Annotated in this window: 12 protein-coding genes and 2 pseudogenes; 5 read left to right on the top strand and 9 right to left on the bottom strand. The window is 72.1% G+C overall.

The window, feature by feature from the left end; genetic code table 11:
- A pseudogene (locus tag ABZ646_RS24490) lies at positions 1-335 on the bottom strand (serine hydroxymethyltransferase); the annotation flags it as partial.
- A 116-nt stretch (positions 336-451) separates the two neighbouring features.
- On the opposite strand from ABZ646_RS24490, the gene ABZ646_RS24485 reads away from it, so the two are divergent.
- Positions 452-1,123, top strand: a complete 672-nt coding sequence (locus ABZ646_RS24485) for a GntR family transcriptional regulator (protein ID WP_360522675.1) — start codon at positions 452-454, stop codon at positions 1,121-1,123.
- Positions 1,124-1,390: 267 nt separating this feature from the next.
- Here ABZ646_RS24485 and ABZ646_RS24480 read toward each other — a convergent pair.
- The 7 genes and pseudogenes from ABZ646_RS24480 to ABZ646_RS24450 all read right to left on the bottom strand — a co-directional run.
- Positions 1,391-1,858 (bottom strand): annotated as a pseudogene (locus ABZ646_RS24480) (substrate-binding domain-containing protein); the annotation flags it as partial.
- Between the two features lie 34 nt (positions 1,859-1,892).
- Positions 1,893-2,783: a sugar phosphate isomerase/epimerase gene (locus tag ABZ646_RS24475; RefSeq protein ID WP_360522672.1), complete on the bottom strand. Its 891-nt coding sequence runs from the start codon at positions 2,781-2,783 to the stop codon at positions 1,893-1,895.
- A 128-nt stretch (positions 2,784-2,911) separates the two neighbouring features.
- A complete protein-coding gene (locus tag ABZ646_RS24470; protein ID WP_360522670.1) occupies positions 2,912-3,823 on the bottom strand; it encodes a LysR family transcriptional regulator in 912 nt (303 codons plus the stop codon).
- Positions 3,824-3,937: 114 nt separating this feature from the next.
- The gene (locus ABZ646_RS24465) at positions 3,938-5,641 is read right to left on the bottom strand and encodes an NAD-dependent malic enzyme (protein WP_360522667.1); all 1,704 of its coding nucleotides are present in this window, start codon (positions 5,639-5,641) and stop codon (positions 3,938-3,940) included.
- A gap of 198 nt (positions 5,642-5,839) precedes the next feature.
- Positions 5,840-6,559 (bottom strand): response regulator transcription factor, encoded by a 720-nt coding sequence (locus tag ABZ646_RS24460; protein ID WP_360522664.1) that lies wholly within the window; start codon positions 6,557-6,559, stop codon positions 5,840-5,842.
- Between the two features lie 377 nt (positions 6,560-6,936).
- Positions 6,937-7,674 (bottom strand): glycerophosphodiester phosphodiesterase, encoded by a 738-nt coding sequence (locus ABZ646_RS24455; RefSeq protein ID WP_360522661.1) that lies wholly within the window; start codon positions 7,672-7,674, stop codon positions 6,937-6,939.
- A gap of 89 nt (positions 7,675-7,763) precedes the next feature.
- On the bottom strand, positions 7,764-8,951 hold the full coding sequence (locus tag ABZ646_RS24450) for an adenosine deaminase (protein WP_360522658.1): 1,188 nt from the start codon (positions 8,949-8,951) through the stop codon (positions 7,764-7,766).
- Positions 8,952-9,005: 54 nt separating this feature from the next.
- On the opposite strand from ABZ646_RS24450, the gene ABZ646_RS24445 reads away from it, so the two are divergent.
- Positions 9,006-9,860 (top strand): DUF4190 domain-containing protein, encoded by an 855-nt coding sequence (locus tag ABZ646_RS24445; protein ID WP_360522655.1) that lies wholly within the window; start codon positions 9,006-9,008, stop codon positions 9,858-9,860.
- Between the two features lie 80 nt (positions 9,861-9,940).
- Here ABZ646_RS24445 and ABZ646_RS24440 read toward each other — a convergent pair whose 3' ends face one another.
- Positions 9,941-10,513 carry an NADAR family protein gene (locus ABZ646_RS24440; protein ID WP_360522652.1) on the bottom strand — a complete coding sequence of 191 codons (573 nt, stop codon included), beginning with the start codon at positions 10,511-10,513 and terminating at the stop codon, positions 9,941-9,943.
- Between the two features lie 209 nt (positions 10,514-10,722).
- On the opposite strand from ABZ646_RS24440, the gene ABZ646_RS24435 reads away from it, so the two are divergent.
- The 3 genes from ABZ646_RS24435 to ABZ646_RS24425 form a co-directional block, all read left to right on the top strand.
- Positions 10,723-12,258 carry a gamma-aminobutyraldehyde dehydrogenase gene (locus tag ABZ646_RS24435; RefSeq protein ID WP_360522649.1) on the top strand — a complete coding sequence of 512 codons (1,536 nt, stop codon included), beginning with the start codon at positions 10,723-10,725 and terminating at the stop codon, positions 12,256-12,258.
- A gap of 54 nt (positions 12,259-12,312) precedes the next feature.
- Positions 12,313-13,548: a spermidine/putrescine ABC transporter substrate-binding protein gene (locus ABZ646_RS24430; protein ID WP_360522646.1), complete on the top strand. Its 1,236-nt coding sequence runs from the start codon at positions 12,313-12,315 to the stop codon at positions 13,546-13,548.
- Positions 13,549-13,555: 7 nt separating this feature from the next.
- Positions 13,556-13,976: ATP-binding cassette domain-containing protein (locus ABZ646_RS24425; RefSeq protein ID WP_360522643.1), on the top strand; the 421-nt coding region annotated here is incomplete at its 3' end.

Genomic DNA, 13,976 nt, shown 5'->3' with positions numbered 1-13,976 from the left:
TCGGCAAGGGTGCCAACCTCGCCGTTCGCGGCCTCGGCGCCGAAGAGCGCCTTGATCCGGTCGATCGCGATCTGCTCGACCTCGTCGACGTGCTCGCAGCCACCGTAGTAGCGGCGGCCGGGGTAGCCCTCGGCGTACTTGTTGGTCAGCACCGAGCCCTGGGCCTGCATGACCGCGAGCGGTGCGAAGTTCTCGCTCGCGATCATCTCCAGGGTGCCGCGCTGCCGGGCCAGCTCGGCGTCGACCGCCGTCGCGATCTCGGGGTCGAAGTCGTCGAGCGGGGCGGTGAGCACCGCGGTACGGGCCGCTTGCTGGTCGGGGGCGTGGGCAGTCATGAGAACTCCCTGAAGACCTGAGGACCTGGAGACCGACTGGAAGGCGACTGATATATCAAGCTGCTGTTGCGATACGCTAAGAGGACGGATCGGCTCGCGTCAAGGGAGGGCTGCGCGTGACTCAGGGCACCGGGGACGGCGTCGGGCAGGGGGTCGGGCAGGGCGTCGGAACGCTGGCCGATCAGGCCTATCGCGCCATCTCGGACCGGCTCGTGACGCTCCAGATCCGTCCGGGTGAGCCCATCAACGACGAGCGGATCGCCGCCGAACTCGGCTTCGGGCGCACGCCGGTGCGCGAGGCCCTGAAGCGTCTCGAACACGAGCGGCTGATCGTCGCGTACCCCCGACGCGGAACCTTCGCCACCGAGGTGCACATCGCCGACCTCGGGTACATCTCGGAGGTCCGCAGGCGGCTGGAGCCCCTCGCCGCCGACCTTGCGGCCCGGCGCGCCGGCGAGGCCGACCGCGCCGCTCTGGAACGGTTGCTGGCCCGGCTGGCGGACGCGTCCGGCGCCGGCGCCGACCTGATCCGGCTCGACATGACCCTGCACCGCGCCATCTACGCCGCGACCCGCAATCCCTACCTCGAGGACACGCTGGTCAGGTACGACAACCTGGCCACCCGCATCTGGTGCCTGTTCCTCGACCGCCTGCCGGGCCTGGCGGGACACGTACAGGAACACGGCCCCCTGCTGCGTGCCGTCATCGACGGAGACGCCGAGAAGGCGGCGGCGCTGGCCGAGGGGCACGTGGAGGGCTTCGAGAAGGCGATCCGCAGCCTGATCTGACCCTCAGGTCACTGCCACGCACCTATGCCCGCCGCACCCACCGCGACGGCCCGCCATCCCTTCGCCGCCCGCCGCCGCCCGCGTCGGTACCGGTCGAGCCTCCGCGGCACGCTGCCGTGCCGGACCCCGCGCCGCTGCACGTGCGGTCTGCGCCCTGGACGACTCGACCGGGACAGGGCGGTGGCCGGCGAACTCGCGGACGCTTCGGCGGGGCCGTCTCACGGTCGGCGCGGCGGTGCTCAGTACGGCCGGCGCCGCCGTCACCTCGGGCGGCAGGTTGAGCGGGGTGACCATCTGGATCGCCGAGGGGAGGGCCGGGCCGTCGTCCGGCGGCAGGGCCCTGTGGGCACGCATGACGGTCTGGCAGGCGCGCCGGACGTCCACCGCGCAGGTCCGGCCCCGGGCGTCGAAGGCGTCCAGGGTCGCGAGGTTGCCGCCGCCCAAAGAGTAGACGGCCGTGATGTCCAGGTCCCGTTCGAGGGCCGCCGGCACCAGGTCGCGCTGGGTGGCGTCCAGGACCTCACTGTCGTGACCTCCACCAGGCCCCGCCCGGGCGCGTCCAGGCGCATCGCGCTGCGAAAGCCCACCGAGCCACTGTTCCAGCAGGTAGGCGGCGGCGGTGGCGCCGGCCGCGCGGTTGTCGATGCCGACGTAGGCCAGGCGGGCGCTGCGCGGCAGGTCGGTCACCAGGGTGACGACGGGGACGCCCGCCGCGGCCGGCCGTCCGACGGCGGCCGGGTGCAGGGCGGGCACCGCGGGCGGGACGTACTCAGGCGGCGGTGCCGCGCAGTACCGAGCGCAGGTGTTCGGCGCTCGCCCACACGTCCTCGACCGGGCCCTTCTCCCTGGGCTCCTCGGTGAGGATGGTGTCCTGCTCCAGCACGTACCAGCCGTCGTAGCCGCGGGCGGCGAGGTGGCCGACGATGGCCTCGACGTCGACGTCACCGGCGCCCAGCGGCCGGTACATGCCCGCGCGGACCGCGTCGGTGTAGCTGAGGCGGCCGGACTGGACCTTGGCGGCGAGGGCGGCGTCCACGTCCTTCATGTGGGTGTGGGCGATCCGCTCGGGTGCCTGCCGGGTCAGCTCGGCGGGATCGGTGCCGCCGATGAGGAGGTGACCGGTGTCGAGGCAGAGCGAGATCGCCGAGTCCTCCAGGACCCGGCGGACCTCGTCGCCGTTCTCGATCATCGTGCCGACGTGCGGGTGCAGTACGGCCCGCACGCCGCGCTCCGCGGCCAGCGCGGTCAGTCGGTCGAGGTTGGACAGCAGCAGCCGCCAGCCCTCGGCGTCGAGTTCGGGGCGGGAGTCGTAGCCGTCCTGGCCGGTGATGGCCGACAGGACGAGGACCTCGGCGTGGGAGGCGGCGTAACCCTCCAGGAGCTGCTCCGCCTCGGGTAGCGGGTCGTGTCCGGGCACATGCAGCAGCAGCGGGGTGAAGCCGCCCACCGCGTGCAGGTCGTGGTCGGCGAGGACCTTGGCCATCGCGTCGGGGGCCGCGGGCAGGAAGCCGTCGGGCCCGAACTCGGTGGCCGCCAGACCGACCTCGCGCATCTCCTTCAGCACCCGCTCGGGGGTCAACTGGTGGCCCCAGCCGGGTACTTCGCACACGCCCCAGGAGATGGGCGCGCCGGCGATCCGGTTCAGGGAAGGGGTGCTCATGCCGTGGCCTTTCGGTGGTTCCGGTCGGGGTGGTCCAACGGCGAGGCCGTTCACGTGCCCGTAACGCTAGGTCCGCGAGGACGGTCACCGGAACCCCCGAACCAATCAATTGGCCATCATCAAAACCATCATTTTTCCTTCACCGCGGCCGTCGTGTGCAGCGCGTGGTCGACGAAGCGGCGGGCCGCCGGGGGCAGGGTGCGGGAGGTCAGGGAGGCGATGCCGATGTCGCGGGCGGCGCGTACGTCGGTGAGGACGAGGTAGCGGATGGGGAGGTCCGGGTTGGTCTCCGGGGCCGCCGCGGCGTCCGGCGCGGCCGGGATCAGGGAGACCCCGAGCCCGGCCGCGACCAGCCCGCGCAGCGTCTCCACCTCCTCGCCCTCGAAACCGACCAGCGGAGCGAACCCGGCCTGCCGGCACAGGGACTCGGTGACGCTGCGCAGGCCGTAGCCGGGCTTGAGCACGATGAACTGCTCCGCCGCCACCTCGGCGAGCCGGACGCGTCGGCGCTGCGCGAGCCGGTGCCGGGCCGGGACCGCCAGCCACAGGGGCTCGACCAGCAGTCGGCGCCAGGTGATGAGCGGGTGGTGCGGGTCCTTGCCGGTGATGATCAGGTCGGCGGTGGCGTCCAGGAGGTGCTGGGCGAGCCCGTTCTCGTCGGCCTGGTGCAGTTCGAACCGGACGGCGGCGAACCGCTGCCGGAACCCGGTGACCAGCCTCGGTACCAGCCAGGTGCCCAGGGTGTGCAGAAAGGCCAGGGAGACCACGCCGGTGTCCGGGTCGACGATCTCGGCCACGGCCCGCCGGCCCCGGTCGTAGCCGTCCAGCACGGAGTCGACGTACTCCTTGAACACCCGCCCCGCCGGGGTGAGTCGCAGGACCCGGCCGACGCGCTGGAAGAGTTCCGCGCCGACCTCGCTCTCCAGCCTGCGCAGCGCCCGGGAGAGGGCGGGCTGGGTGATGTGGGCGTCGGCCGCGGCCTCGGTGACCGTCACACCCTCGGCCACGGCCCGGAAGGAGCGCAGTACCTCAAGATCCATCGTCCCATTCTCCGCCGCACGGGATGCGACCCGTCCAGGTGCCGGACGCATGACCGGCCGTGACGGATGACTAGTGACCGGCCCCGACCGTTGACTCGTGACCGGCCGGGCCTCTCAGACCGCCTCGACCGGCGGGTACACCGGCTGCCACATGGCCGCCCTGACCCGGTCCTCGATCGTGGCGTCCACCGTCGCACGGGCCACCCCGTCGGCGTCCGCCGCGCGGGCCACCGCCACCGCGACGGCCACCGACGTCTCACGCAGCTGGTCGGTGAGGGGCAGGATCGCCGCCCCCGGGCCGTCGGTCCGCGTCTGGTCCGCGACGGCGTGCGCGGCGGCGACCAGCATCCCGTCGGTGACCCGGGTGGCCCGGGCGACGATCGAACCGAGCCCGAGGCCGGGGAAGACCAGCGCGTTGTTGGCCTGCCCGATCCGGTACACGACCCCGTCCTGTTCGACCGGCCGGAACGGGCTGCCGGTGGCGATCAGCGCACGCCCGTCCGTCCAGGCCAGCAGGTCGGCGGGGACCGCCTCGGCCAGGTCCGTCGGGTTGGACATCGGCAGGATGATCGGGCGCTCGGCGTGCGCGGCCATCGCACGGACGATGTCCTCCGTGAAGGCGCCGCCCTGCCCGGAGGTGCCGATCAGCACCGTCGGCCGGACCCGCTCGACGACCTCGGCCAGCGCGATGCCGCCCACCTTCTCGTCCCGGTGCCAGTCGGCGACCTCGGCGGCCGGGCGGGCGTAGCGGGTCTGGAAGTCGCGCAGGTCGTCCTGGTCCTCGGTGAGCAGGCCGTACCGGTCGACGGCGAAGATGCGGGCGCCGGCCTCGTCGGCGGTCAGCCCGTCGGCGACCATGGCGTCCCGCAGCTGGTCGGCGATCCCGATGCCGGCGGTGCCCGCGCCGAAGACCACCGCACGGTGTTCGCGCAGCGGAGTGCCGCTGGCCTTCACACCGGAGAGCACGGCGGCGAGGTTGACGGCGCCGGTGCCCTGGACGTCGTCGTTGAAGGTGAACTCCTGCGGGCGGTAACGGTCCAGGATGCGGCGGGCGTTGGCGGGACCGAAGTCCTCCCAGTGCAGCAGGGCGTCCGGGAAGAGGCGGCGGGCGGTGGTGACGTAGGCGTCGATGAAGGCGTCGTACGTCTCCCGGTCCACGCGCGGATGCCGGTTGCCGAGGTAGAGGGGGCTCTCCAGGAGCTCCTGGCGGTTGGTGCCGACGTCCAGCATGACCGCCAGGGTGCGGTTCGGGTCGATGCCGGCGGCGGCCGTGTACACCGCGAGCTTGCCCACCGAGATGTCGATGCCGCCCACCCCCCAGTCGCCGATGCCGAGGATCGCCTCGCCGTCGGTGGCGACGATCAGGTCGACGTCGTCCGGGCCGAGGCCGGAGGCGGTGAGCGCGCCCTCGATCTCCTCCGGCGCGTGCACCGACAGGTACACGCCGGCCGGGCGCCGGTACTCGTAGCTGTAGCGCTGGATCGCCCTGCCGACGGTCGGGGTGTAGACGATCGGCAGCATCTCTTCGAGGTGATCGCCCAGCAGCCGGTAGAAGAGCACCTGGTTGCGGTCGTGCAGGGCGGTGAGATTGACGTTCTTGGCCAGGTCCGTCGGCTGCGCCGCGTACTGCTGGTACGCCCGCTCTGCCTGCTGCTCCAGGGTCAGCACCGCGGGCGGCACCAGCCCCACCAGGCCCAGCCTCCGCCGCTCCTCGGGGGTGAAGGCGGTGCCCCGGTTGAGGCGGGGCTGGGAGAGTACGGCGCGTCCACGGGCGGTGGTCTCGATGCGCCCTTCGTCGGCGTTCCACTGGGTGGTCATGCTCGGCTCCTTGTCACTTCCGGCGAATCCGTGCCGTCCACAAGCCTCGGCCGCCGGGAACGCATACGTCCAATGCCTGGAACGGCAGTAGTCCATGAACCACCGGCATGCATGGCGGCCCACCTGCGTGTGCGACGGTCCACCGACGGGTTCCCCGGGCGCAGCGGGTCAGTGGCCCAGCGGGCCGCCGTCCCGCCCTCAGGCCGCCGGGCGGATCAGGCCCGACTCGTAGGCGAAGGTCACCGCCTGTACCCGGGCGCGGGCGCCGATCTTCCCCAGGACGTTGCTGACGTGGGTCTTCACGGTGGTCGGGGCGATGGACAGCCACTGCGCGATCTCGGCGTTGGTCCAGCCGGAGGCCACGGCGATCAGGACGTCGCGTTCGCGCTGGGTGAGGGTGCCGATCCCCGACGTGCGGGGGAGCGGGCGGACGGTGTGCTGCTGGCGGACGGCGTCGATGAGCGCGCGGGTCAGCCCGGGCGTGATGACGGCGTCCCCGGTGGCCACCACTCTGATGGCAGCGGTCAGTTCGGCCGGGTCGGCGTCGTCGAGCAGGAAGCCGGCGGCCCCCGCCCGCAGCGCCGCCCAGGCGTCGGGCTCCCGGTCGGCCGCGGTGAGCACCAGCACCCGGGTGGCGAACGGCTCCTCGCCGCGGAGCCCCGGGGTGCGGGTGTGGCCGGCCGGGCGGGTGACGCGCCGGATGGTGTCGATGGCGTCCGCCCGGGACAGCCTGCTGTCCATCACGACGACGTCGGGACGGAGCGCGGCGCTCGCACGGATCGCCTCGTCCCCGTCCGCCGCCTCCCCGACGACCGTCAGGCCCGGCTCTGCGGTCAGCAGCATGCGCAGGGCGAGGCGCTGGAGTGACTGGTCGTTGACGACGAGTACGGAGACGGTCTTGTCCCTGCGGGGTTCCACGCGAGGTTCCATGCGAGGTCCGTTCCCTGAACGAAACAGTTTCGTTCACATGCTACGCCCGCAAGCGCCGTCCCGGGAGAGTGGGCCTGCTCACTCGGCTCCTCGCCTTCGCGTCGGTCGAGCCGGCCGAGTCGACGAGGGTCCGGCTCAGGTCGCGGGTCGCGGCGACGACCGCGCTGCGGGTCGACGCCGGGGAAGCGGGTGTCCCGGAGCGGAAGCTGGACGAGGGGGTCCCGGACGGCACCGCCGACTTCGCGGAACTGACCGTGCTGGTACGGGCTGGTGCGGGACGACGGAACCGATGCGGCGCCGGTCCCGCAGTACCTGACGCGGGCGACGCCGGCCGATCCCGGAACGGTGCCGCAGCGGTCGCGGGTCTAGCGCAGCCCTGGGCCGGGTGTGCCGGATACGGGCCCGCGTCCTTGGAGGGGCGCGTCCGTGCGCAGGGCGTCGAGAAGGTCCACTCTGTTGGTCGTGATCGAGTCGACGTTCATGTCCAGCAAGCGGCGCAGGGAGCGGCGGGTGTCCGGGGTCCAGCAGGAGACCAGGTGGCCCGTGCGGTGGACGTGTTCCGTCAGGGCGTGGTCGAGCAGGGTGAAGCGGTAGTTGAGGTACCGGGGGCGGATCGCGGCCAGGAGCGCGGGGCGGGCCGGGGCCAGCGTCGTGCGGGTCAGCGCGATCTCCGCCGCCGTGTCCGCCGCGCGCACCGCCAGCATCGCCGGCGCGGCCCCCGTGTAGTAGACGCGGTCCGTCGCACCGCACTCCCGGGCCACGGCCACGATCCTGGCCACCGCCCGCTCGCTCGGGTCCCCGGGCAGGTCGATCATCACCCGGCCGCCCTCCGTGGCCGCCAGTGCCTCGGCGAGGGTCGGGACGCCGCCCGCCGTGAGACCGCGAACCTCGTCGGCCGACAGGGCGTTCAGCGGGCGGTCGTGTGCCCACAGCCGCTTGAGCGTGGCGTCGTGCAGGAGGACGGGGACGCCGTCACGGGTGAGGCGTACGTCGATCTCCACCGCGTCCGCGCCCCGGCGGAGCGCGGAACGCAGCGAGTCGAGCGTGTTCTCACGGAAACGGTAGGGGTCGCCGCGATGGGCCACGGCGGTCACGGTCTGCATGAGCCCATGCTCTCAGGGCCCGCCAGGAGACCGCCGGGGGTCGGTCGCGGTCCGGTCGGTGAGCCGGTGGGCGATTCGGCAGTGGTTCGTCAGGGGGCGAGCCACGCCTTCGTGTACGCGTCGATCTCGGCCGAGATCCTCGCCTTGCCCGGCCGGTCCAGGAAGGACGCCTCCACCGCGTTCTTGGCGAGGTCGGCGATGCCGTTCTCGTCCAGGCCGAGGAGGCGGGCGGCGACGACGTACTCGTTGTTCAGATCGGTGCCGAACATCGGCGGGTCGTCGGAGTTGACCGTGACCAGGACACCGGCGTCCACGAAGGCCCTGATCGGGTGCTCTTCGAGGGTGCGGACCGCACGCGTGGCGATGTTGGAGGTCGGGCACACCTCCAGCGCGATCCGGTGCTCGGCGAGGTGCGCGAGGAGCTTCGGGTCCTGCGCGGAACTGGTGCCGTGGCCGATGCGCTCGGCGTGCAGTTCGACCAGGGAGTCCCAGACCGTTCCGGGACCGGTGGTCTCACCGGCGTGCGGGACGGAGTGCAGACCGGCCGCGACCGCCTGGTCGAAGTACGGCTTGAACTGCGGCCGGGGCACCCCGATCTCGGGACCGCCGAGACCGAACGAGACCAGGCCCTCCGGGCGGAGCCGGTCGTCGGTGGCGAGCCGTACCGTCTCCTCGGCGGCCTCCAGACCCGCCTCGCCGGGAATGTCGAAGCACCAGCGCAGCACGGTCCCGAACTCGGCCTCGGCCGCCTTGCGCGCGTCCTCGATCGCGTCCATGAAGGCCCGCGCGTCGATGCCGCGCCGGGTGGACGAGAACGGGGTGATCGTCAGCTCCGCGTAGCGCACCTGCTGGCGGGCCAGTTCGCGGCCCACCTCGTAGGTGAGCAGGCGGACGTCCTCGGGGGTGCGGATCAGGTCGACGACCGACAGGTAGACGTCGATGAAGTGCGCGAAGTCCGTGAACGTGAAGTAGTCGACCAGCGCCTCGGGATCGGTGGGCACCTTGGAGTCGGGGTGCCGGGCGGCCAGTTCCGACACGATGCGGGGGGAGGCGGAGCCGACGTGGTGGACGTGCAGTTCGGCCTTGGGCAGTCCGGCCACGAAGGCGTGCAGGTCGCGCAAGGCGGCGGGTTCGGCGTGGCGGTCGGTCAAGGGTTCCTCCCCGGAACGGCGCGGGGGGCCGCCTGCGGCGGCGGTACGGCCGTGAGCCGGCTCCCTGCGCGGTGATCGGCTGATCAGTGGTTCGGGGTCATCGTAGGCCGGACCGGCGTTCGCCATGACCGGGCCTTAGCATGACGGGCGGCACGCGTGCGGGAGAGGGGACATCGACAGATGGCTGACGAGGCGCCTGAGGCTCCGAGGATAAGGCTGGACAAGGGCGCGGAAGCGGCGGAGCGGGCCGGGCAGGCGGCGGACGACGCGGTGACCGGCGACGCCTCGCGGCGATGGGCCGCCCCCGCGCCCACGGGCGGCCCCGGTGGGACGGTGCTGTCCATCGGGCCGGACACCCCGGGGGCACCGGCACCGTCGGTCCACGACCAGCGGACGGTCGCCGCACCACCGGACACCCAGCCTCCGCTCGCCCCGACGCCTCAGCAGGGGGCCAATCCCTTCGCCGCACCGACCGCCCCGCCCCCCAACCCCTTCGCCCCGCCGTCCCCCACCCCTCCGGTGTCCGCCACCAACCCCTTCGCGGCGCCCGTCGCCCACGCCGCCCCGCATCCCAGTGCGCCGCCGGCCCCTCCGCTCGGCGCGGCCGTGCCTCCGCCGCCCATAGCCCCTGACGGGCCCGGGCAGGTGCCGTACGGCTACCCCGGCGCGCCGGCTTTCGGCCCGGTGCCCGCGGGCCCGGGCTACGGGTATCCCGGGCCGCCGCTGCCGTCGTATCCGGGTGGGCCCGGAGGGTACGGCGGCTGGCCCGGTATGCAGGCCGCGCCCGACAACGGGATGGGCACGGCCGCCATGGTCACCGGGATCATCAGTGCCATCGGGTTCTGTCTGGCGCCGGTCGCACTGGTGACCGGGGTGCTGGCGATCGTCCTCGGCATCCTCGGGCGGGCGCGGGTCAGGCGGGGAGAGGCCACGAACCCCGGGCAGGCGCTCGCGGGGATCATCTGCGGGTCGGCGGGGCTGGTGCTGGCCGCCGCGTTCATCGCACTGATCGTCTTCGCCGGGACGCACCACTAGGCAGCGGTCGGGGTGCGGGGGCGGCGGGGACCGGTCGCGCCCGCGCGGCGGAGCGGCACACAGATACAGCCCCGCGCCCCTCAGGCGGGACCGGTTCCGCCCGTCAGCAGCCGCTCTCTCGCCTCCATCAGCGCGAACCCCAGAAGGTTCGCCCCCTTCCAGCGCTCCGGGTCTTCCGCCCCCGCATCCGTCGCCGCCAGCCCGATCCCCCACACCCGGTCCACCGGGCTCGCCTCCACCAGGACACGGTCGCCCGTGCCCAGCAGGAAGTCCCGCAGTCCGGCGTCGGCCGCGAACTTGTGCACGCTGCCCTCGGTCACGATCCCCAGGCGCTCCCGCTGCCAGGCCGCCTCGTCGAAGCCCCGGACCAGTCGGCCGGCCTTCTTCGCCTCGGCGGGATGCGCGGCCGCCAGCACCCGGCGCTCCGCCTCCGCGTCCGCGAAAAGCCTCGCCTTGGCCGCCATCATCCAGTGCTCGGCGGTCGCGTACTCGACACCGCCGACCACGAAGGGTGACGGCCACCACTGGCTCAGACAGCTCGCCGAGACCCGGCCGTCCGGTCGCGGCCGGTGCCCCCAGAAGTGCAGGTACTTGATCCTGGCCCCCGCCCGGACCGCCCTGATCAGGGCCTCCACAGAATCGATCTTCGCCATGCACGCCAGTCTGGCAGGCACCACTGACACTCCGTCCTCCCTTTTCCGTTCCCACTCGACACCTGGTCGACAGATTCCGTCGCGTAACCAAAAGGCAACAACGGAATCACTTGTTGGACTCCCCTTGCTCTGTCAGGATCGGCAGTCAAATCGAGCTGGAGCTACGCCACCCGCCTCTCGGGGCGGGCGCACGGCGGAGGAGAAGCGACATGGACAACCCGGGCACCGCCACCCCGGAGACCTTCCCCGCGCAGGAGCGGCTCGCCGGCGGCGCGCAGTACATCGCGGGACGGTTCGCCAAGGGCACGTCGGGCCGTACGCACGCCGTCGTGGACCCGGCCACCGGCGCGGACGTGTACACCTACGAGCTGGCAGGCACGGCGGACGTGGACGCGGCGGTCGCCGCCGCACGGGACGCCTTCCCCGGCTGGGCGGGGGCGACCCCCGGCGAGCGGTCCGACGCGCTGCACCGGTTCGCCGCCGTGCTCGCCGACCGCGCCGAGGAGTTCGCCCGGGCCGAGTCGCTCCAGTGCGGCAAGCCGCTGAAGCTGACGCGCGAGTTCGACGTGCCGGGGACCATCGACAACACCGCGTTCTTCGCGGGCGCCGCCCGGCACCTCCAGGGGCAGGCGGCGGCGGAGTACTCGGGCGACCACACGTCGTACATCCGCCGTGAGGCCATCGGGGTCGTCGGGTCGATCGCACCCTGGAACTATCCGCTCCAGATGGCCGCCTGGAAGATCCTCCCGGCGATCGCCGCCGGCAACACCGTCGTGCTCAAGCCGGCCGAGCTCACCCCGCTCACCTCGCTGCTCTTCGCCGAGGCCGCCACCCTCGCCGGGATCCCCGACGGTGTCGTCAACATCGTCACCGGCACCGGCAAGGAGGCCGGTGAGCACCTCGTCGGGCACCCCGACGTCGCCATGACCTCCTTCACCGGCTCCACCGGCGTCGGGAAGCGGGTCGCCGAGATCGCCACGGCGACCGTCAAGCGGCTCCACCTGGAGCTGGGCGGCAAGGCGCCCTTCGTGGTCTTCGACGACGCCGATCTGGAGGCGGCCGTCCACGGGGCGGTGGCCGGGTCCCTCATCAACACCGGGCAGGACTGCACGGCGGCCACGCGCGCCTACGTGCAGCGGCCGCTCTACGACGCCTTCGTGGAGCGGACGGCCGCGCTGATGGAGACCGTCCGGCTCGGCGACCCGTTCGCTCCCGGTACCGACCTCGGGCCGCTGATCTCGCACGCCCAGCGGGACCGGGTCGCCGCCTTCGTGGAGCGGGCGCGCGGCTACGCGCGCGTGGTGACCGGCGGCGAGCCACCGCAGGACGAGCTCAGGAGCGGCGCCTACTACCGGCCCACCCTCGTCGCCGACGCGCCGCAGGACAGCGAGATCGTCCAGGCCGAGATCTTCGGTCCTGTGCTGGTCGTCCTCCCGTTCGACACGGATGATGAGGGCATCCGGCTGGCCAACGACACCCCGTACGGACTGGCCGCCTCCGCGTGGAGCGGCAGTGTCTACCGGGCCAACCGCGCGACCCGTGAGATCAAGGCGGGGTGTGTGTGGGTCAACGACCACATCCCGATCATCAGCGAGATGCCGCACGGCGGCTACAAGGCGTCCGGCTTCGGCAAGGACATGTCGGCGTACTCGTTCGAGGAGTACACCCAGGTCAAGCACGTAATGTTCGACAACACGGCGGTGGCTCGGAAGGACTGGCACCGCACGATCTTCGGGGACCGATAGTCACACCTCCGGCCGCTCGGTGAACGGCCGTCTTCCCGAAAGGGCATCAAGCGCATGAGGCAGTACGAGCCCGACCGCCCGACCCCGGTCGAAACGGCCGCGATACGGCGCAGCCTTCGCACCGGCCGGGCCGCCCTGGCCCGCCGTTCGTTCCTGGGCGGCGCGCTCGCGGTGGGCGGCGTCGGGGCGCTGAGCGCCTGCGGCATCCCCGCGGCCGGCAAGACCCAGGGCGGAGTCTCCGCCGACGACCACTCGGCCAAGGAGAAGGTGGTCAACTTCTCCAACTGGCCCGAGTACATCGACGTGGACGACAGCGGGAAGACCCACCCCACGCTGGACGAGTTCCGCAAGCGGACCGGCATCACCGTCAAGTACACCGAGGACATCAACGACAACGACGAGTTCTTCGGCAAGGTCCAGCCGCAGCTCGCCGCCGGCCAGGACACCGGCCGGGACCTGATCGTCCTCACCGACTGGCTGGCCGCCCGGATGATCCGGCTCGGCTACGTCCAGCAGCTGGACGCGTCCAACCTGCCGCATGCCTTCGCCAACCTGTCGGACCAGTTCCGCAGCCCCGACTGGGACCCCGGCCGCGCCTACTCGTACCCCTGGCAGGGCATCTCGACCGTCGTCGCCTTCAACAAGAAGGCGCTGAACGGCGTCGAGGTGAAGTCGGTCTCCGACCTGCTCGACAACCCCGCGCTCAAGGGCCGGGTCGGCCTGCTGACGGAGATGCGGGACACCGTCGGCATGACCATGCTCGACATGGGCATCGATCCGGGGAAGTTCGGCGACGACGACTACGACTCGGTGATCGCCCGCCTGCAGAAGGCCGTCGACAAGGGGCAGATCCGCCGCTTCACCGGCAACGACTACACCTCGGACCTCAGCAAGGGCGACCTGGCCGCCTGCGTGGCCTGGGGCGGCGACATCGTGCAGCTCCAGGCCGACAACCCGGACGTCGCCTACGTCATCCCGGACAGCGGCTACATGACGTCGACCGACAACATGATGATCCCCAACAAGGCGCGTCACAAGACGAACGCCGAACGGCTCATCGACTTCTACTACGAGCCCCAGCCGGCCGCGGAACTCTCGGCCTACGTCAACTACGTCAGCCCGGTTTCGGGCGTGCAGCCGTACCTCGCCAAGATCGACAAGGGGGCGGCGAGCAACCCGCTGATCGTTCCCGACAAGGCCATGCAGGCCAAGTCCCATGCCTTCCGGGCCCTCAGCTCGAAGGAAGAGACGGCCTACCAGCAGAAGTTCGCGAAGCTCACAGGGGCGTGACGACACCATGACGAAAGACAGCAGCGGCGACGTCCGCCTCACCGGCATCGGCAAGACCTACGACAACGGCTTCACCGCCGTGCAGCCGATGGACCTGACCGTGCCGCAGGGCTCCTTCTTCGCCCTCCTCGGCGCCTCGGGCTGCGGAAAGACCACCACCCTGCGCATGATCGCGGGCCTGGAGGAGCCGACCAGCGGCACCGTGCACCTCGGCGACCAGGACGTCACCCATCTGCCGCCCTACAAGAGGCCGGTGAACACGGTCTTCCAGTCCTACGCCCTCTTCCCGCACCTGGACATCTTCGAGAACGTCGCCTTCGGTCTGCGCCGGCGCGGCATCAAGAGCGATGTGCGCACCGCGCTGGACCGCCGCGACATCGTGCTCGCCGATACCGGCGCCGGCAAGATGTGGATGTCCCGCCTCTACC

This window comes from Streptomyces sp. NPDC007162 (assembly GCF_040634175.1).
Classification (GTDB): domain Bacteria; phylum Actinomycetota; class Actinomycetes; order Streptomycetales; family Streptomycetaceae; genus Streptomyces.
Note: the sequence above shows the minus strand (reverse complement) of the source record. Positions and strands in the feature narration are given on the sequence as shown.